The 17,409-nt window shown below is 67.3% G+C and carries 16 protein-coding genes, 1 tRNA gene and 1 pseudogene; 4 read left to right on the top strand and 14 right to left on the bottom strand.

The window, feature by feature from the left end:
• A pseudogene (locus I7S92_RS05305) lies at positions 1-105 on the top strand (IS5/IS1182 family transposase); the annotation flags it as partial.
• 3 nt (positions 106-108) lie between these two features.
• On the opposite strand, the gene I7S92_RS05300 reads toward I7S92_RS05305, so the two are convergent.
• From I7S92_RS05300 to iolG, 5 genes are read right to left on the bottom strand one after another with little or no spacing between them, the layout of a single operon-like run.
• Positions 109-495 carry a Gfo/Idh/MocA family protein gene (locus tag I7S92_RS05300; protein WP_197642437.1) on the bottom strand — a complete coding sequence of 129 codons (387 nt, stop codon included), beginning with the start codon at positions 493-495 and terminating at the stop codon, positions 109-111.
• Positions 492-1,463, bottom strand: coding sequence for a hydroxyacid dehydrogenase (locus tag I7S92_RS05295; RefSeq protein WP_197642436.1), 972 nt, complete (start codon positions 1,461-1,463; stop codon positions 492-494). Before I7S92_RS05295 ends, I7S92_RS05300 begins: the two co-directional genes overlap by 4 nt.
• Positions 1,463-2,272 carry an HpcH/HpaI aldolase family protein gene (locus I7S92_RS05290; RefSeq protein ID WP_197642435.1) on the bottom strand — a complete coding sequence of 270 codons (810 nt, stop codon included), beginning with the start codon at positions 2,270-2,272 and terminating at the stop codon, positions 1,463-1,465. Before I7S92_RS05290 ends, I7S92_RS05295 begins: the two co-directional genes overlap by 1 nt.
• Positions 2,269-3,708, bottom strand: coding sequence for an NAD-dependent succinate-semialdehyde dehydrogenase (locus tag I7S92_RS05285; RefSeq protein ID WP_197642434.1), 1,440 nt, complete (start codon positions 3,706-3,708; stop codon positions 2,269-2,271). Before I7S92_RS05285 ends, I7S92_RS05290 begins: the two co-directional genes overlap by 4 nt.
• Positions 3,708-4,715 (bottom strand): inositol 2-dehydrogenase, encoded by a 1,008-nt coding sequence (gene iolG, locus I7S92_RS05280; RefSeq protein WP_197642433.1) that lies wholly within the window; start codon positions 4,713-4,715, stop codon positions 3,708-3,710. The genes I7S92_RS05285 and iolG overlap by 1 nt, the downstream gene beginning before the upstream one ends.
• A 107-nt stretch (positions 4,716-4,822) precedes the next feature.
• On the opposite strand from iolG, the gene iolD reads away from it, so the two are divergent.
• Genes iolD through I7S92_RS05265 form a run of 3 tightly spaced genes read left to right on the top strand, consistent with a single transcriptional unit; the run spans position 4,823 to position 8,402 of the window.
• On the top strand, positions 4,823-6,694 hold the full coding sequence (gene iolD, locus I7S92_RS05275; RefSeq protein WP_197642432.1) for a 3D-(3,5/4)-trihydroxycyclohexane-1,2-dione acylhydrolase (decyclizing): 1,872 nt from the start codon (positions 4,823-4,825) through the stop codon (positions 6,692-6,694).
• A 2-nt stretch (positions 6,695-6,696) separates the two neighbouring features.
• Positions 6,697-7,590 (top strand): myo-inosose-2 dehydratase, encoded by an 894-nt coding sequence (gene iolE, locus I7S92_RS05270; protein WP_197642431.1) that lies wholly within the window; start codon positions 6,697-6,699, stop codon positions 7,588-7,590.
• On the top strand, positions 7,587-8,402 hold the full coding sequence (locus tag I7S92_RS05265; protein WP_197642430.1) for an SDR family oxidoreductase: 816 nt from the start codon (positions 7,587-7,589) through the stop codon (positions 8,400-8,402). The genes iolE and I7S92_RS05265 overlap by 4 nt, the downstream gene beginning before the upstream one ends.
• A gap of 11 nt (positions 8,403-8,413) precedes the next feature.
• On the opposite strand, the gene I7S92_RS05260 is transcribed toward I7S92_RS05265, so the two are convergent.
• The 9 genes from I7S92_RS05260 to I7S92_RS05220 all read right to left on the bottom strand — a co-directional run bounded on the left by I7S92_RS05260 (position 8,414) and on the right by I7S92_RS05220 (position 17,315).
• The gene (locus I7S92_RS05260) at positions 8,414-9,280 is read right to left on the bottom strand and encodes a MurR/RpiR family transcriptional regulator (protein ID WP_197642429.1); all 867 of its coding nucleotides are present in this window, start codon (positions 9,278-9,280) and stop codon (positions 8,414-8,416) included.
• Positions 9,261-9,554: a hypothetical protein gene (locus tag I7S92_RS05255; RefSeq protein WP_197642428.1), complete on the bottom strand. Its 294-nt coding sequence runs from the start codon at positions 9,552-9,554 to the stop codon at positions 9,261-9,263. The genes I7S92_RS05260 and I7S92_RS05255 overlap by 20 nt, the downstream gene beginning before the upstream one ends.
• Positions 9,555-9,901: 347 nt before the next feature.
• A tRNA-Pro gene (locus I7S92_RS05250) sits at positions 9,902-9,978 on the bottom strand.
• A 47-nt stretch (positions 9,979-10,025) separates the two neighbouring features.
• The gene (locus I7S92_RS05245; RefSeq protein ID WP_197642427.1) at positions 10,026-10,985 is read right to left on the bottom strand and encodes a DMT family transporter; all 960 of its coding nucleotides are present in this window, start codon (positions 10,983-10,985) and stop codon (positions 10,026-10,028) included.
• A 111-nt stretch (positions 10,986-11,096) separates the two neighbouring features.
• Positions 11,097-12,203: a 3-isopropylmalate dehydrogenase gene (leuB, locus tag I7S92_RS05240; protein WP_197642426.1), complete on the bottom strand. Its 1,107-nt coding sequence runs from the start codon at positions 12,201-12,203 to the stop codon at positions 11,097-11,099.
• A 58-nt stretch (positions 12,204-12,261) separates the two neighbouring features.
• The gene (locus I7S92_RS05235; RefSeq protein ID WP_242070075.1) at positions 12,262-13,260 is read right to left on the bottom strand and encodes an endonuclease/exonuclease/phosphatase family protein; all 999 of its coding nucleotides are present in this window, start codon (positions 13,258-13,260) and stop codon (positions 12,262-12,264) included.
• Between the two features lie 56 nt (positions 13,261-13,316).
• The gene (locus I7S92_RS05230) at positions 13,317-14,243 is read right to left on the bottom strand and encodes a hypothetical protein (RefSeq protein ID WP_354001303.1); all 927 of its coding nucleotides are present in this window, start codon (positions 14,241-14,243) and stop codon (positions 13,317-13,319) included.
• A 106-nt stretch (positions 14,244-14,349) separates the two neighbouring features.
• Entirely contained in the window at positions 14,350-15,591 is a 1,242-nt protein-coding gene (locus I7S92_RS05225) for an HlyD family type I secretion periplasmic adaptor subunit (protein WP_197642425.1), read from the bottom strand.
• Positions 15,588-17,315: a type I secretion system permease/ATPase gene (locus tag I7S92_RS05220; RefSeq protein ID WP_197642424.1), complete on the bottom strand. Its 1,728-nt coding sequence runs from the start codon at positions 17,313-17,315 to the stop codon at positions 15,588-15,590. The genes I7S92_RS05225 and I7S92_RS05220 overlap by 4 nt, the downstream gene beginning before the upstream one ends.
• Positions 17,316-17,409 lie beyond the last annotated feature (94 nt).

The raw sequence follows: 17,409 nt of genomic DNA, 5'->3' as shown, positions 1-17,409 counted from the left end.
GGCCGGCTGAAGGACTGGAGACGCGTTGCCACCCGATACGACAGATGCCCGGAAACCTTCTTCTCCGCTATCGCCCTCGCAGCAACCGTCATGTTCTGGCTCTGAAACTCAATGAGTCTGGAGCCTAGCTTCGGCGGCCAGGGTCATCTCCAGCGCGTCCTGCGCCAGCGGGGCCAGCGGCTTCTCGCAGTAGACGTGCTTGCCTGCAGCGATGGCCATCAGCGACATCTCCTTGTGCAACGCGTTCGGCGCCGTGATGGAGACGAGGTCGATCTCGGGGTTCGCCATGATCGTGCGCCAGTCGCTGGTCGCATGGGCAAATCCCAGGGTCACCCGGGCACGTTCGGCGGCCTCGGGCGTGATATCGGCGACCGTGTGCAGGTCCAGATCATAAGGCAGCTCGAACACGCGCGGGGCCGAGGTGAAGCCGAAGACATGGGCCTTGCCCATAAAGCCGGTGCCGATCAGGCCGATACGCAAGCGGGGTTTGGTCATTTCGCAAGTTCCTTGAGGCCGACGGCGGCCCGGTTGACGATAAGCGCGGGGTCCAGAGTCCCCGCGAAGAAGTCGAGCACGTTCTGCACCGAGGCGAGCGCCATCCGTTCCGCGCATTCCACCGTCAGCGCGGCGTTGTGCGGGGTCAGCACCGCCTGGTCGAGGCCGAAAAGCGGGTGATCCTTGCCCGGGGGCTCGGCGTTGAAGACCTCGATCCCGGCCCCACCGAGGCGGCCCGCACGCAGGGCATCGGCGAGTGCCACCTCGTCTACCAGCCCACCCCGCGCCGTGTTCACAACGACGGCGGTTGGCTTCATCAGGGCCAGTTCTGCGGCCCCCAGGATCGCCTTGTCCGCGCGCGGCAAGTGCAGCGAGACGGCATCCGCCTTTGCAAGCGCGGCAGGAAGGTCCAGGGCACGGGTCGCACCGCTCGGCCAGGCGCTTTCAGGGATGTAGGGGTCATGCGCATGGACCTCCATTCCGAAAGCATGCGCCAAGGCGGCAAGCTTCTGGCCGATCCGCCCAAAACCCACGATCAGAAGGCGCTTGCCCGCGACTTCACGCGTCTGAAGACCGTTGCGCCAGGCCCAATCCCCGCTGCGCGTGGCGCGATCCGCCGCGATCAGCCGGTGCGTGGCGGCCAGGATCAGCATCATCGCATGTTCTGCCACGCCCGAGGAGTTGACATCCCCCACGATGCACAGCGGGATCCCACGCGCGTTCAGCGCCGGGACGTCCACGGCATCGTAGCCAACCCCATGCCGCGAGACGATCTTCAGCCCCGGGGCCTTGGCGATAGACGCCGCCGTCAGGGGCTGCGTGCGGATCACCAGTGCGTCAGCCTTGGGAAGGAACGCCTGGTAGGACGGCTCGGAAATCTCCTCGACATAGTCGAAGGTCACGGGGGCAGACCGAAGCAGGTCAAGGCCCGAGGGATGCAGCTTTCCTGCCACCAAGAGATGCGGCATCAGTAGGCCCCCTTCTCGGTCTTGGTGGTGACAGCGTCGGTGAGCTTGCGGAAACCGGCGACCGCCGCCCCAGCCGCCGCCGCCAGGAACCGCGAGTCCCCGCCCACGGTCGTCATGTCGAAGCCCCAGCTGATGGCCTTGGCCGCGTAGTCCGGCGTTCCGCAGTGCAGAGCGGCCCGGATGCCGTCCCTCTTACAGGCCGCGACGATGGTTTGCAGCGCCGCAATCATCTCCGGCTCTTCTCGGTCGAAGCCAGGAGCCAGCCGACCTTGGGTCAAGGACAGCGTCAGGTCCGCCGGGCCGACATAGATACCGTCCAGCCCTGGCGTGGCAGCAATGGCGTCCAGGTTCGCCATTCCCTCGGCCGTCTCGATCATCGCGAAGGCAAGGATGTTGTCGTTCGCCTCGCCCGCGTAGTTCGCCCCCGCCGCAAAGGACACGCGGGTCGGCCCGAAGCTGCGTTGCCCCAGGGGCGGGTAGCGCAGATAGCTGACGAAGCGCGCTGCATCCTCCGCGCTGTTCACCATAGGGCAGATGATCCCGTAGGCGCCCGCGTCCAGCGCCTTCATGATGATCCCTGGCTCCAGCCACGGCACTCGCGCCATCAAGGTGGCACCCGACGCCCGCATTGCCTGGAACATCGGCAAGAGGTGACTGTAATCGAGGGCGCCGTGCTGCATGTCGATGGTGACGCTGTCGAACCCCTGGGCCGCCATGATCTCGGCGGTGAAAGGGTTGCCGATCGAGCACCACCCGTTGATCGTGGGCTTGCCCTCGGCCCAGAGCTGCTTGAGGCGGTTCGGTATCATGCCCACACCATCTGGCTGGATTTGATGTCGAGGTAGTCGCGGATCCCCTCGACCCCGCCCTCGCGGCCCATCCCAGAGTGGTTGGTGCCGCCGAAGGGCGCCTCGGACGCGGCCATCGCGAAGGAGTTGATGCCGACCATGCCGGCCTTCAGAGCCTGGACCGTGCGGCGGGCGCGGGCGGGGTTGGTGGTGAAGGCATAGGCGGAGAGGCCCATGTCCGAGGCATTTGCGCGCGCCAGCACCTCGTCTTCGCTGGTGAACGGGGTGATTGCGGCGATGGGGCCGAAATTCTCGTCCGCCATCACGCCCATCTCATCGGTGCAACCGGTCAGCACCGTCGGCTCGAAGAAATGCCCGGCGTTGAAGCCCTGAGCGCGCTTGCCGCCGGAGGCGATCTTCGCCCCCGAGGCGACTGCTGCGCCAACGATCCGCTCCATCTCGTCCACGCGATCCCCGCTGATCAGCGGACCCATGCCCACCGTTGGGTCTAGCCCGTCCCCCAGCTTGATCGTCTCGGCCCGCTTGACGAAGCCCTCGACGAAGGCATCGTGCAGACCTTCGTGCACGTAGAACCGGTCGCCCGTCACGCAGACCTGGCCTGCATTGGCGAACTTCGTCGGCACCGCCACATTGAGACAGGCTTCAAGATCCGCGTCGTCGTAGACGATCACCGGTGCATTGCCGCCAAGCTCCATCGACACCTTCTTAAGCGTCGCAGCGGCGTCACGGATCATCTGCTGACCGACGCGGGTTGACCCCGTGAGGCTGACCTTGCGCACCGCCTTCGAGGCCATCAACGGCCCGTAGGTGGCGTCCGTCGGCCCGACAACCAGGTTGACTGCGCCGGCGGGCAGGTTGCCCGCACGGACGCAGTCAACCATCACCATCGCCACACCCGGCGTCTGCTTCGACGGACGAACGATGGTGGAGCACCCTGCGGCTAGGGCGGGAGCCACCTTTCGCGCGATCAGGGCTGCGGGAAAATTCCAGGCGGTGAAGGCCGCCACGATGCCGACCGGCTCGTGGTGAACCTCGAAGCGCCCACCCGGCACGCGGGATTCGACGATGCGACCGTAGATGCGGCGGGCCTCCTCGGCATACCAGCGGAATTGGTCGATGCTGAGGGCCCATTCGCGGCCTGACTGGGCGATGGGCTTGCCCGTCTCAAGGCTGATCATCCGCGCGGCTTCGTCGGCACGGCGCACCATTTCGTCGGCGATCCGGTGCAGCGCGTCCGCACGGGTGAAGGCCGGCGTGGCCGCCCACGCTCTGAACCCGGACGCCGCGGCTTTCAGCGCGGCCTCCGTGTCCGCCACCGAAGCAACGGGGCAATCTCCCAGTGCCTGTTCGGTAACCGGGCTGAACACTGGCGCGGTCTTGCCAGTGACGCTTGCGCGCCATTCACCGTTGATGAAGAGACCGAAGTGGGAATACATCAGGAAACCTCCTTAACGGCCACGACGCGGCGTTCGGCGATGGACTTCAGGGCGGCCTCGGCAAGGACAAGGGCAAGGCGGCCATCCTCGAAGCCGACAGAGGGTGCCCGCTTCTGCTCGACAGCTTCCACGAACTCCGAGATTTCCGCGTCGAAGCCTTCGCGGTAGCGCTCGATGAAGAAGTTCAGCAGCGGCTCGGCCCGGTCGGTGAAACTGGCCGTGTGCAGGGTCATCTCGTGCGGGCGGCGGTTCTCCGAGATCGCCATCCCCTTGTCGCCAAGTGCCTCGACCCGCTGGTCGTAACCGTAGGTGGCCCGGCGCGAGTTGGTGATGATGGCCTGCTTGCCACTCGCCGTGATCAGCACGACCGTTATCGTGTCATGATCGCCCAGCCGATCCATCAGCGCCGGATCCACCAAGCGCGACCCGGTGGCGAAGACCTCGGTCACCTCTTCACCCAGGATGAAGCGGGCCATGTCGAGATCGTGGATCGTCATGTCACGCAGGATGCCTCCGGACACCTTCAGATAGGCTTCCGGTGCCAGTCCCGGATCGCGCGAAGTGATCACCACCTGGTGCAGGTCGCCGATGTCACCCGCCTCGATAGCCTTGCGGACCGCAGAGTGGCCAGGATCGAACCGGCGCACGAACCCCAGCTGGATCGGCACCGAAGTGCCGGCGATCTTGGCGGCACAGGCGTTCACGCGAGCGAGGCTCAGGTCGATGGGCTTCTCGCAGAGCACGGGCTTGCCGGCCGCCACTGCAAGTTCCAGAAGGCCAGCGTGCGTGTCCGTCGCCGTCGCGATCAAGACTGCGTCCACATCCCTCGAGGCAAACGCAGCTTCTGCGGACTGAAACACCTTCGCACCCGTCTTCGTGGCGACAGCCTCGGCGGCCGGTGCGTGGATGTCATACACCCCTGCCAGAGTGGCGCGTGGGTGCGCCGCGATGTTGGCAGCATGCATCACCCCAATGCGCCCGCAGCCGAGCACAGCGATCCGGATCATCGTGTTCCTCCCGATTCAATGCTGCAATACTCATTGCCATTAACATCTATTGTCAACCCATAATGCGTGTGACTATGCTGTGACTGCATTCGAGGGAGGAGAGGTCAATGGAACACTCGACGATTCGCCTGACCATGGCTCAGGCGGTAGTGCGCTGGCTCACGGCGCAGATGACCGAAATCGAGGGACAGCGCGTTCCGCTTTTCGCCGGAGTGTTCGGCATCTTCGGCCACGGCAACGTCACCTGCCTGTCCGAAGCTCTGGAAGCGGTGCAGGACCAGCTTCCCACCTGGCGCGGGCAGAACGAGCAGTCGATGGCGCTGGCGGCAATCGGGTTCGCCAAGGCCAAGCGCCGCCGTCAGATCATGATCGCTACCTCGTCGATCGGGCCCGGTGCGTTGAACATGGTCACCGCCGCCGGAACCGCTCATGCCAACCGCTTGCCGGTCCTCCTGATCGCGGGCGACACCTTCACGAACCGCCTGCCGGACCCGGTGCTGCAGCAGGTCGAGCATTACAGCAACCCGACCATCACGGTGAACGATGCCTTCAAGGCCGTCACCCGCTACTGGGACCGGATCACCCATCCCGCCCAGATCATCCAGTCCCTGCCACAGGCCGTGGGCGCAATGCTGGACCCCGCCGACTGCGGACCCGCCTTCATCGGCCTGCCGCAGGATACGCAGGAACTCGCCTTCGATTATCCGGTGGAATTCTTCGAGGAGAGCACCTGGTCTATCCCCCGCCCGCGCCCAGATCGGAAGGCAGTCGCCGAGGCTGCCGCTCTTCTGAAGACCGCGAAGAAGCCGCTGATCATCTCGGGCGGTGGCGTCCGCTATTCTGGTGCCGAAGGGGCAGTTGCCCGCTTTGCCGCCGAACGCGGCATCCCGGTGGTTGAGACGATCGCCGGAAAGGGCGGTCTTACGCATCACCATCCTGTGCATGCTGGCCCGATCGGGATCATCGGGTCGACCTCTGCCAACGCACTGGCGGCCGAAGCTGACGTGATCCTCGCCATCGGCACCAGACTGCAGGACTTCACAACCGGCTCATGGACCGCCTTTTCGCGCGATGCCCGCTTCATCTCGATCAACGCCGCCCGCTTCGACGCTATGAAGCACCGGTCGCTGGCCGTAGTGGGCGACGCGTTGGAAGGCGTTGACGAACTGGATTCGGCCCTTGGTGCATGGAAAGCGCCCGCCGGGCACCTGCCCTATGCCAAGGAGCTCTTCGCCGACTGGGACAAACTGCTGGACGACCACCAGACCCCCACGAACGCGCCCGTGCCGACCTATGCCCAGGTGGTCAATGTCGTGAACAACGCCGCCGAAGAGAAGGACACCCTGATCGCCGCGGCCGGGGGCATCCCGGGCGAGGTCGCCAAGGGCTGGCGGGTCAAGGCGCCCAACTCCTTCGACCTGGAATTCGGCTTCTCCTGCATGGGCTACGAGATCGCCGCCGGCTGGGGCTGCGCGATGGCACAGGAAGGCCCCGGCGGCCTGGGCGGAACGCCCATCGTCATGCTGGGCGACGGGACCTACATGATGATGAACTCGGACATCTATTCGACGGTGCTGTCGGGTCACAAGATGATCGTCGTGGTCTGCGACAACGGTGGCTATGCCGTGATCAGCCGCTTGCAGCAGTTCAAGGGCGTCCCCGGCTTCAACAACCTTCTGAAGGACTGCCGGATCACCGACAAGGCCAATCCCCTCCACGTCGACTTCGCCAAGCACGCCGAGTCGATGGGAGCCGCCGCCCGCCGCTGCGAGAGCTTGGCCGACCTGGAAGCCGCCCTCGAATGGGCCAAGGACAACGACCGCACGACCGTGATCACCATCGTGACCGACGCCTACTCCTGGGTGCCGGGCGATGCCGACTGGGATGTGGGCGTGCCCGAGATCTCGGACCGCGAAACCGTCAACAAGGCCCGTGAGAGCCAGATCGCAATCCGCGCCAAGCAGCGCGTTGGAGTCTAAGAATGAAAGCGAAACTTGGAATTGCCCCCATCGCTTGGTGGAACGACGACCTGGCGGAGCTGTCGGATGACGTGAGTCTGGAAGAGTGCCTGCGCCAGGCGTCTGTCGCCGGCTTCACGGGTATGGAGACCGGGCGCCGCTTCCCGATGGACATGGCCGAGCTTGGGCCCATCCTCGCCAAATACGGCATCTCGGTCTGCGGTGGCTGGTTCTCGGGCCTTCTTCTCGACGGTGACATCGAGGTCGAGAAGGACCGGATCGCGCAGCAGCATGCATTCTTCAAGGCCGCCAAGGCGCCTTGCATCGTCTATGGCGAAACCGCCCGGTCAGTGCAGGGCATCAAGTCCGCACCATTGTCGACGAAGCCCAAGCTTGCTGAGGCCGAGATGGCCGTCTACGGCCGCAAGGTCAGCGACTTCGCCGACTGGTGCGCGCAGAACGGCATGCCTCTGTCCTACCACCATCACATGGCCGCCGCCGTGGAAACCGAGGCCGAGCTTGACCTCTTCATGAAACACTCCTCAGTCCCGCTCCTGTTCGATGCAGGTCACATGGCCTTTGCCGGCGGCGACAACCTGCGGTTGATCGAAAACCACTGGAAGCGCATCACCCATGTCCACACCAAGGACGTGCGGATGGGCGTGATCAATGCGCTGGACCGGACCCGCGAAAGCTTCCTCGACGCTGTGGTCAAGGGGGCCTTCACCGTGCCGGGCGACGGCTCCCTGGACTTCGAGGCCATCGTCAAGGCCCTGGCTGCCAAGGGCTACGAGGGCTGGTTCGTCGTCGAGGCCGAGCAGGACCCGAAGGTCTCCCCTCCGCTCGAAATGGCGAAGAAGGGCCACAAGGAACTGCTGCGCGTCATGGCAGCAGCCGGCTATGAGGTCGTGCAATGAACCGGATGGACAGCAAGGTCTGCGTCGTCACCGGGGCGACTCAGGGGTTGGGCGCGGCCATCGCACGACGTTTGGCAGCCGCAGGAGCCAAGGGCATCGTCATCACCGGCCGCAACGCCGAACGAGGTGCGCACGTGGCGCGCGAGATCGCCGAGACGCACGGCATTTGGGCGCACTTCCTGCAGGCCGACTTCACCCGCGTCGAAGACTGCCAGATGGTGATTTCCGAAACGGACCGGCTGTTCGGTCGCCTCGACGTGCTCGTCAACGCCGGCGCCTCGACAGCGCGCGGCACGATCGTCGACACCTCGCCCGAGACCTTCGACGCCCTCTTCGCCACCAACGTCCGTGGACCCTATTTCCTGATGCAGGAAGCGATCAAACTGATGATCGCCAAGGGGATCGAGGGCGCGATCTGCAACATCGGGTCGATCTCGGCACTGGCCGGTCAGCCCTTCATCAACGCTTACTGCGCCAGTAAAGGCGCGCTGACGACGCTGACCGCGAACACCGCCTTCTCCGTCATGGCCAACCGTATCCGCGTGAACCAGCTGAACGTCGGCTGGATGGCCTCCGACCACGAACGCGAGATCCAGGCGGAAGGGGGCGACCCCGACTGGGAGGCGAAGGCCGCCGCCGCGCTACCCTTCGGTCGACTGGTGGACCCCACTGAAGCCGCGCGGGCGGTCAACTTCCTGGTCTCCGACGACGCGGGCCTGATGACCGGGGCCATCGTGAACTTCGACCAGTCGGTCTGGGGCGCAGTGGCGGCTGGCATGCCAGTTCCCGACGGACCGATGCAACTGTCTTGATCGATGGGGCCTCAGGGTCCCGTCACCACCGGGATCCTAGGTGCTTCTCCATCCTTCTGCACGCGCGCCGCCAGGGCGACACACAAGGCTTGCGCCAGGCACATCGGGGCCGCCAGGCTGCGCGAGAAGGTGTATTCGTGCTCGGGCACCGCGAACAGGGCCTGGGTCAACTTGGCGTAGGGGGAAAGCGTGCTGTCGGTGATCGCCAGGATCGGCACGCCGCGCTTTGCCGTCTCCTCGGCCACGTTGACCACCTCGGTCGCATAGAAACGGAAGGACACCACGAACAGCACATCCGTGGGCCGTGCGACCTTGGCCATGTGCGTCGCCAACCCCCCGCTGGCGTCCAGCAGCACCGTCCTCTTGCCCAGCATCGTCAGCACATAGCGCAGCAGCTCGACCACGGGGGCAGAGCGCAGCTGGCCGATCAGGTAGACCGTATCTGCAGTTTCCAGCAGCTCTGCCGCGCGGGCCAGGTGGCCGGGATCGATGCTTGCCAGAAGCTCCTGCAGTGATGCTACGTCGCGCGCAACTAGCTCAGCAAGGAACCCGATCTCTCCTTCGCGGGCCCCGCCAAGTTCTACCTCGAGCGCCTTCACCCGGGCATCGAACCCAGGAGCGGCAGTGGTCAGCCGGCGCTGGAAGACCGCCTGCAGCTCCTTGAAACCCTTGTAGCCCAACGACTGTGCGTAGCGGACGAAGCTGGACGCATGGATCCCGCACTTCGCACCGATCGCATTGACCGACAGGACGGCCACGTCATTCGGGTTCTGGGTCAAGTAGAGAGCGATCTTCTGATAAGACTTCGACATGTCGTCGTAGCGATCATGGATCAGAGTGATCAGTTCTTCGTAGGTCTCAGGCGGCCGGTAGGCCATGAACAGTCCCCTTCACATGCAGCAGACACAGCACGGTGAAATCATCGAGCACAATGCAGAGAAGTTTGTCAATTTCTTTGGGATGCACGAAATGATGCATGCAATTGCCTGGACCCGACATTCTCGGCACTCCGGCAACCACGACGAGAAATGCTGGCTCGCTGAGCTGCGCGATGCGTCTGACAACAGCGATCCGCGGATCACCACCAGATCGCGCGCTGCACTCAGGGCGATCTTCGGGAATGAGCTCCCACAGCGACGATCTGGTCTTCATGCTTCCCACGGCCCCAGCGCGACCAGGGACCAGCTGACCTCGAACGAGCAAACCCGGATCGAGTTCATCAGGGTAATCTCGGTCGGGCGCGAACCGAGGAACACGCCCGACCGTGTCCGGGCGCTGCGACAGCTCCTGGACACGGGATGAGGCGCCGGTGAGCAGATGGTGCGCCGGCTCCCGAAGACGAATCGAAACACTCCGGTCCTTTGGTGTGGTTGCCACCTTCGAGGACGACACAGCGAGATGCGAAGCGACGGCCCGATCCGGCTCACTTGTCCGCAAAACTGTTCCGGACAGGAACGGTCCGTCAATGTAAGTGCTTGTTATTTCGGGATTATTTCTACTGGTCGGAGCGAGAGGATTCGAACCTCCGACCCCCTGCTCCCGAAGCAGGTGCGCTACCAGACTGCGCTACGCTCCGACCTTGGGCGGGGGGTTAAACGGTCCCGCGGACTTTGGCAAGAGGACTTACGCCTGATCTCCGCCGCGACGCCGCAGCCAGCTGGAAATCCGGGGCTGGGTGCCGGTCTCCATCCGTGAGCGGGTTTCCAGCACCGGGCGGTTCTGGCTGACCGAGGGCGTGCCCTCGCGCAGCACGATGTAGATGCCCGAGCCGATGATCACGGCCGAGCCGAGCGCGGTGTAGAGGTCGACCGATTCATCGAAGAAGATCCAGCCGTAAAGGGCCGCCCAGAGGATCTGGGAATATTGCATCGGCGCGACGATCACGGCGGGCGCGGCGCGGTAGGCGGCGATGGTTCCCAGCGCGCCGAGGTTGCCGAGGATCGCCATGACGGCGGTCAGACCCAGATGCTCGACCGGCATCGGCGCATAGACGAAGGGCATGGTGGCGCCCATGGCGAAGAAGGTCAGGACCATCGGATACAGAATCAGCACGACCGAGCGTTCCGCCCCGCCGATCTTGCGCACGATGACGGCGCTCAGCGCCCCGGCCGCCGCCGCGCCGATGGCGGCGAGGTGGCCGAGGGAAAACTCCTGCCCCGCGCCGGGGCGCAGCACGATGAGGACGCCGAGCAGGCCCACGACCACGGCGATGCCCCGGCGCAGGCCCACCCTCTCGCCGAGCATGGGGATGGCGAGGAGGGTGATCAGAAGCGGCATGGCGAAGAAGATCGCGTAGCATTGCGCCAGCGGAAGCTGCGAGAAGGCGTAGAACCCCAGCGCCCCGGTCGTCACCGCCGAGACCGAGCGCAGGATCGACCACCAGGGATGGCGCGGGATCAGGGTGCCGTCCCTGCGGTCGCCCATCAGCATCATGGTGACCAGCGGAAAGCCCATCAGGCCGGAAAAGAACATGATCTGGAACGAGGTATAGGTCTCGCCCAGAAGCTTTACCACGACATCGTGGGTCGCATAGGCTCCGAAAGCGGCCAGCGACAGAAGCGCCCCGCGCAGGTTGGAATGCATGTGACAGGCCCGCGAATGCGGCGGCTGGGGACCGCGCTGGTAGCGGTAGCATCATCACGAAAAACGGCCCCGTCCACAAGGCGGGGCCGCTGGATTTCGCGGGGTTTCCGCTTAGAGGCTGGCGTCGAGCGCCGAGATGATCGCGTCGCCCATCTGGCCGGTCGAGACCGGGCTGCCGCCTTCGGGACCCATCAGGTCGGCGGTGCGCACGCCATCGGCCAGCACCTTCTCGACCGCCTTCTCGACGCGGGTCGCTTCCTCGCCCAGGTCGAAGCTGTAGCGCAGCGCCATGGCGAAGCTGAGGATGCAGGCGATCGGGTTGGCCTTGCCCTGGCCCGCGATGTCGGGGGCCGAGCCGTGCACGGGTTCGTACAGCGCCTTCGGGCGGCCGTTCGCCATCGGCGCGCCGAGGCTGGCCGAGGGCAGCATGCCGAGGGAGCCGGTCAGCATCGCGGCGGCGTCGGACAAAAGGTCGCCGAACAGGTTGTCGGTCACGATCACGTCGAACTGCTTGGGCCAGCGGCAGAGCTGCATCGCGCCCGCGTCGGCATACATGTGCGACAGTTCCACATCTGGGTATTCGCGGTCGTGCACCTCGGTCACCACGTCGCGCCAGAGGATGCCCGATTCCATCACGTTGGCCTTCTCCATCGAGCAGACCTTGTTGTTGCGCTTGCGGGCGAGTTCAAAGGCCGAGCGGGCGACGCGGGCGATCTCGCTCTCGGTATAGCGCTGGGTGTTGATCCCCACCCGCTCGTTGCCTTCCTTGAAGATCCCGCGCGGCTCGCCGAAATAGACGCCCGAGGTCAACTCGCGCACGATGACGATGTCGAGGCCCGCGACGACCTCGCGCTTCAGGCTGGAGAAATCGGCCAGCGCGTCGAAGCACTGGGCGGGGCGGAGGTTGGAGTAGAGGTCCATCTCCTTGCGCAGGCGCAGCAGGCCACGCTCGGGCTTCACCGAGAAGTCCAGCTTGTCGTATTTCGGCCCGCCGACCGCGCCCAGCAGCACCGCGTCGGCGGCCTGGGCCCTGGCCATGGTCGCGTCGGTCAGCGGCGTGCCGTGGGCGTCATAGGCGCAGCCGCCGACCAGGTCCTCGGAGACGTCGAAGTGGATGCCGCGCTTGTCGCCCATCCAGCCGATGATCTTCTTCACCTCGGCCATGACTTCCGGGCCGATGCCGTCGCCGGCAAGGATGAGGATCGAGGGATTGGCCATGTCGCAAGCTCCGCAAGGTTCTGGGTCGCGGCTGGCCTAGCCAAAGGCCGGTGCAGGGTCAAGGATTCACAAGGTCGATGTCCACCCAGACCGGGAAATGCCGCGAGGCGGCGGCGAGGTCGGCGGTCAGCGGGTCGTCGGCGGCTGGCCAGAGCACGCCCGCGGCCATGACGCGCAGGCGGGAGGAGGGCAGGACGTAATCCAGCCGCAGCCCGCCGAGGTCGCCGTAAAGCACGGTGTCCAGCGCCGGGTCGCCCTGATGCGCGGGCTCGGCCCTTCCGTGGCTGCCCTTCGGCAGCGGATCCTGCAGCGCGGGGTGGGCCAGCAGCGCCGCGATCCCCTCGCGCCGGCCGTCGCCGTCGGCGGGGTCGAGGTTGCCGTCGCCCAACAGGACGAAGGGCGCGTCCGGTGGCGGCATCGGCAGCGCGCCGTCGAGATAGTGGCGCCAGAAGGCGGCCTCGTCATGGTTGCGGCGGCCGTTGCGATCCCCAGGCCCGTCGAAGACGGGGGGCGTGGCATGCCAGGCCAGGAGGTGCAGCGGGCCGGAGCCGGTGACCAGCGGCACGTCCCAGAAGCCGGTGGTGGCAAGGCGCTGCACCCCGGCCAGCGCAGGATCGCCCTCGGGCAGCAGCGCACCCGGCAGGTCGCGCCAGAGGAAGGCGGAATGGTCGCGCGCCGCGCCCTCGTCCAGCGGCAGGCGCGAGAGGATCGCCATGCCGCCCTGACCCGAGTAGAGCCCGTAGCCCTGCGCATCGCGGGGATCGCCGATCCGGCCGTTGCCATCGACGTCAAACCCGGTCTGCGTCCCGGTATTGGGGCGGAAGGCGAAGCGGTGGGGATATGGGGCCCCCGCCTCTGCCAGCCGCCCGGCCAGAAGCCGCAGCGCCACCCCGTCCCGGTCATAGTCCACGGCGGTCAACAGGAGGACATCGGCATCCAGCGCCACGGCCACCCGGGCGATGGCGGCGATCTGCGGCGACCCGCCCCCGGCGAGATCCTCGACCAGCAGCCCCGGCCCCTCGCGGTCCAGCGCGACGTTCCAGGTGGCAAGGCGCAATGTCTCGGCCGCGAGGGCGGTCGGAAGCAGCGCCAGAAGAAGGGCGGGGCGGAGGATCAGAACTCCTCGTCCTCCTCCTCGGCTGGGAGGGCGAGGGCTGCCTCTTCCGCAAGTTTCAGGTCGCGCTTGGTGCGGATCATGTCGGCGATCCGGGCCATGGCGACGCCGCGCATCAGAAGGCTGGCGGGCAGATAGGCCCAGGCGGCCATGGTCCAGATCAGCGTCTGCGGCGAGGTCAGCGTGCCCGGCGGGAGTCCCGCCGTCAGGCCCACGATCAGCGCCGGGACGACGAAGGGCAGAAGGAAGCCCACGGCAAGGTTGACGCGCGAATCACGCTCCAGCCGGTCGACGACATCGCCATGCGCGGTCGGCTCGAACGTGGGCAGGTTGACCCAGACGTTGAAGGCGCTTTTCGTGGACGGCCAGCCTGCCAGCTTCAGCACGATGACGAAGATCGCCAGCGACATCAGCGAGACCATATAGGCCGTTCCGGCGGTGGTGCGCATGTCCAGGACCTGCGCGGCGGTCGCGTTTTCGGCCAGCATGAGCGTTGCCAGGCGGACCGGCGAATAGGGGAAGTCCAGCGCGCTGCCCACGACCTCTCCCAGCGCGCGGACCAGGCGCGAGACGGTGGTCGGCTCCTCTCTGTCCGCGACGATCAGCGACAGGAGGAGGACGATCGCCAGCAGCATGAGGTAGCGGATGCGGTTGTAGGGCGCGCCGTCGCGGAACTCGACCAGGCTGGGATAGATCGCATTGTATTCGAAGAAGACCAGCGCACCGGCGAAAAGGGCGACCAGCGCCACGATCTGCTTGGTGTCGGGCCCGATGCCCGGCAGGATGACCGAGGGCAGGACGACGAGGATCATCACCAGGAAGGCGCGGACCGCCGAGGTGAAGGCACGGTTCAGCCAGGTCCGACTTGCATGCTCCAGCGAGGCCAGGATCCTGGCGCGCAGGCCGTCGCTTGTCAGCCCGCCCATGCTGGTCCTGATTGCCGCAATTTTGCCCAATTCTGCTCTGCTTCGCCTGACTCGTTCAACTGCCAGCCATCTGAACCCTTATTTGTGGCCATTTCAGGGTCAATCCTCAGCTTTCCCGGAAGGCACGGTGGAAATAGGCGGCAAATGGCGCAATGAGATAGGCCAGCGGCGTGCGGCTGCCGGTCTGCAGGTAGACCTCGACCGGCATGCCGGGGCGCAGGGGCGGCGCGGGGCCGGGATCGGGGACCACTTCGGCCAGGTAATAGGCCGCGCCGGTCTGCGGATCGCTCAGCGCGTCGGCCGAGACCAGCGCGACCCGCCCCGAAAGCCGGGGCCGGTCGCGCCCCGCGAGCGCGGTCGGCACCAGATCGGCGGGCTGGCCGGGGTGGACCTCGTCGATATGGATGGGCGGGATACGGGCGGCAATGACCAACGGGCGGTCCTGCGGCACGATGTGCAGGGCCGGCTCGGCCGGGCGGAGGACCGCGCCGGGCGTGGTGAGTTGCAGGCCGAGCACGACGCCCGAGACGGGCGCGCGCAGTTCCAGCCGGTCGATCCGTTGTCGCAGGACGCGGCGGCGCTCGGTCAGTTCCATGACCTCGGGGCCGATCGCGCGCAGCCCGGCCGCCGCCTCCTCGCGGCGGAGGGTTTCGAGGGTGGAGCGCTGGATCTCGACCTCGACCGCCTGGCCTCCGGCGCGGGCCAGCGCGGCCGCAAGTTCGCCCAATTGGCCCTCAAGCCGGGCTGCCTCACGCTCCAGCGCAAGAACGGTGGCGGAGGCGGCAAGGCCCCTGGCCTGAAGATCGCGCTGGATTGCGCGTTCGCGGTCGATCAGCCCGGCCTGGAGCGCCACGGCGGCGCGCTGGGCGGCGATCCCCTCGCCCTCGGCGCGGGCCTGGTCGATCCGCCGGTCCAGTTGCGCGCGGTTCTCGCGCAGCGTGGCGAGGCGAGCCTGGAACAGGCGGCGCTCGGCCTCGGCGGTGGGGCCGGGGGGGAAAGTCGGGGCGGTCAGGCCGTCACGCTCGGCCAGAAGGCGGGCGCGTTGCGCCGCAAGGTCCTGCAGGCGGAGCTCGACGATCGCCAGTTCGGACTCCAGCGCCGCACCGTCGAGCCGGATCAGGACCTGGCCCGCGCGGACCGCATCGCCCTCGGCCACCAGGATCGCGGCGACCACGCCGCCGTCGGGATGCTGGACGACCTGGCGGTGATCCTCGACCTCGACCCTGCCCTGGGCGACGATGGCCCCGGCAAGCGGCGTCAGCGCGGCCCAGAAACCGAAGCCCGGCACCACCGCGGCCAGGGCCACAAGGCCGAGAAGCGCGGCCGGGCGGAAGGAGAGCGGGGTCATGCGGCAGCCCCCGGACGGGCAATCGCGGTGGCGTTGCGGACCGTCTGGCGCAGCACCTCGTCCCTGGGTCCGAAGGCCGCCATCCTGCCGTCCTGCAGCACCATGAGGAGATCGCATTCCTGCAGCGCGGCGGGGCGGTGCGCCATGACCAGCACCGCCCCGCCCCGCGCCTTGGCGGCGCCGACCGCCCGGTTGAGCGCGTCGGTCCCGTCGCGGTCGAGGTTGGCGTTGGGCTCGTCCAGGATCAGAAGCACCGGATCGTCGTAAAGCGCCCGCGCCAGGGCCAGCCGCTGCAACTGGCCGCCGGAGAGCGGACTGCCCGAGGGGGAGAGCCGGGTGTCATACCCCTCGGCCAGGCTCAGGATCAGCCGGTGCGCCCCGGCGCCGGTGGCGGCGGCGATTACCTTGTCGGCTGCCGGGTTGGGGTCGAGACGGGCGATGTTCTCGGCCACGGTGCCGTCGAACAGCACCACCCGTTGCGGCAGGCAGCCGATCAGCTGGCCGAGGCGGTCGGGCCCGTATTGCGCAAGCGTCGCCCCGTCCAGCCTGACCTCTCCCGCAGCGACGGGCCAGAGGCCGGCCAGAACCCGCGCCAGGGCGCTTTTCCCCGCGCCGGAGGCACCGATCACCCCCAGGGCCTGACCGGGGGCAAGTGTGAAGCTGACGCCGCGCAGGATCGGGGTCGCTCCGCCGGGGGGCAGGATCGACAGACCCGCCACCGTGAGCAGGGCGCGCGGCTGGGGCAGGGGCAGTCGCGGCGGGGGTGGGGGCACGGCGGAGAGAAGCCCCGCCAGCCGCCGCCGGGCCCGCAGCGCGGCCGAGGCCATAGGCCAATGCGCCAGCGCCTGCTCGACCGGCTGCAGCGCGCGGCCGACCAGGATCGAGGTTGCGATCATCGCGCCGGGCGACAGTTCCTGCCGCAGGACCAGCCAGGCGGCAAGGCCCAGCATGGCCGATTGCAGGAACAGTCGGAAGGTGCGGCCCGCGACGGCGAAGCGCCCGGCTGCGTCCGAGGCTTCGATTCCGGCGAGAAGGGCGCGCTCGCGGCTGGCGGCCCAGCGCGAGAAGCCGGTGCCGGGCAGGGGCTCTCCCCCGGCGCGGAGGCTTTCGGAGAGGCGGTCGGCGGTCATCGCGGCCAGCGTTGCCGTATGGCCCCGGCCCTCGCCCAGCCGCTGGCTGGCCCAGGCCAGCGCCACCAACACCATCCCGCCGCCAAGCGCCAGCGCGCCAAGCCAGGGATGGAACAGGACCACCAGCATCGCGAAGACCGGGGTCCAGGGCGCGTCGAACAGCGCCGGCAGCAGCGGCGAGGCCCAGAGTCGCGCCAGAGCGTCGAGGTCGCGCTGGGCGGCAAGTGCCGCGGGATCGGCCGGGGCCAGCGCCAGCCGGTGCAGCGCGGCCCGCATCACCCTTGCATCGAGCCCGGCCTGGAACCGTGCCCCGACCCGGGCCAGGATCCGGGCGCGGGCGTGGTCCAAGAGCCCAAGGGCCAGCATCAGGAAGGCCGCGATCAGCGTCAGCGACAGCAGCGTCTCGGCCGAGTGCGAGACCAGCACCCGGTCGTAGACCTGCAGCATGTAGAGCGGCGGGGTCAGCATCAGGAGGTTGACCGCGACCGAGAAGGCGAAGGCCAGCCCGATGGCCCGGTTCAGCCCGGCGCGTGCGACCGAAAGCTCCTCAAGTCCGGGGTGGAGGTCGGGGGGCGGGACAGGCGGCGCGGCCATCGCGGTTCCTTGGCATCATCCTGCCGGCGCGGCGATCCGGCCACGGTTCGGCGTTGTCTTCGGCAGGTCACGGTCTTATGCCTTGCCAACCGCC

Source organism: Tabrizicola soli (assembly GCF_015999335.1).
GTDB lineage: Bacteria > Pseudomonadota > Alphaproteobacteria > Rhodobacterales > Rhodobacteraceae > Tabrizicola > Tabrizicola soli.
The sequence above is the reverse complement of the archived record's forward strand: the minus strand, read 5'-3'. Positions and strand labels throughout refer to the sequence as shown.

Coding starts and splice junctions, on each gene's coding strand:
- iolD (WP_197642432.1), top strand. CDS start 4,823: ATGGAACACTCGACGATTCGCCTGACCATGGCTCAGGCGGTAGTGCGC.
- I7S92_RS05300 (WP_197642437.1), bottom strand. CDS start 495: ATGACCAAACCCCGCTTGCGTATCGGCCTGATCGGCACCGGCTTTATG.
- I7S92_RS05265 (WP_197642430.1), top strand. CDS start 7,587: ATGAACCGGATGGACAGCAAGGTCTGCGTCGTCACCGGGGCGACTCAG.
- leuB (WP_197642426.1), bottom strand. CDS start 12,203: ATGGCCAATCCCTCGATCCTCATCCTTGCCGGCGACGGCATCGGCCCG.
- I7S92_RS05290 (WP_197642435.1), bottom strand. CDS start 2,272: ATGATACCGAACCGCCTCAAGCAGCTCTGGGCCGAGGGCAAGCCCACG.
- I7S92_RS05225 (WP_197642425.1), bottom strand. CDS start 15,591: ATGACCCCGCTCTCCTTCCGCCCGGCCGCGCTTCTCGGCCTTGTGGCC.
- I7S92_RS05285 (WP_197642434.1), bottom strand. CDS start 3,708: ATGTATTCCCACTTCGGTCTCTTCATCAACGGTGAATGGCGCGCAAGC.
- I7S92_RS05245 (WP_197642427.1), bottom strand. CDS start 10,985: ATGCATTCCAACCTGCGCGGGGCGCTTCTGTCGCTGGCCGCTTTCGGA.
- I7S92_RS05260 (WP_197642429.1), bottom strand. CDS start 9,280: ATGGCCTACCGGCCGCCTGAGACCTACGAAGAACTGATCACTCTGATC.
- I7S92_RS05220 (WP_197642424.1), bottom strand. CDS start 17,315: ATGGCCGCGCCGCCTGTCCCGCCCCCCGACCTCCACCCCGGACTTGAG.
- iolE (WP_197642431.1), top strand. CDS start 6,697: ATGAAAGCGAAACTTGGAATTGCCCCCATCGCTTGGTGGAACGACGAC.
- I7S92_RS05230 (WP_354001303.1), bottom strand. CDS start 14,243: ATGGGCGGGCTGACAAGCGACGGCCTGCGCGCCAGGATCCTGGCCTCG.
- iolG (WP_197642433.1), bottom strand. CDS start 4,715: ATGATCCGGATCGCTGTGCTCGGCTGCGGGCGCATTGGGGTGATGCAT.
- I7S92_RS05255 (WP_197642428.1), bottom strand. CDS start 9,554: ATGAAGACCAGATCGTCGCTGTGGGAGCTCATTCCCGAAGATCGCCCT.
- I7S92_RS05295 (WP_197642436.1), bottom strand. CDS start 1,463: ATGCCGCATCTCTTGGTGGCAGGAAAGCTGCATCCCTCGGGCCTTGAC.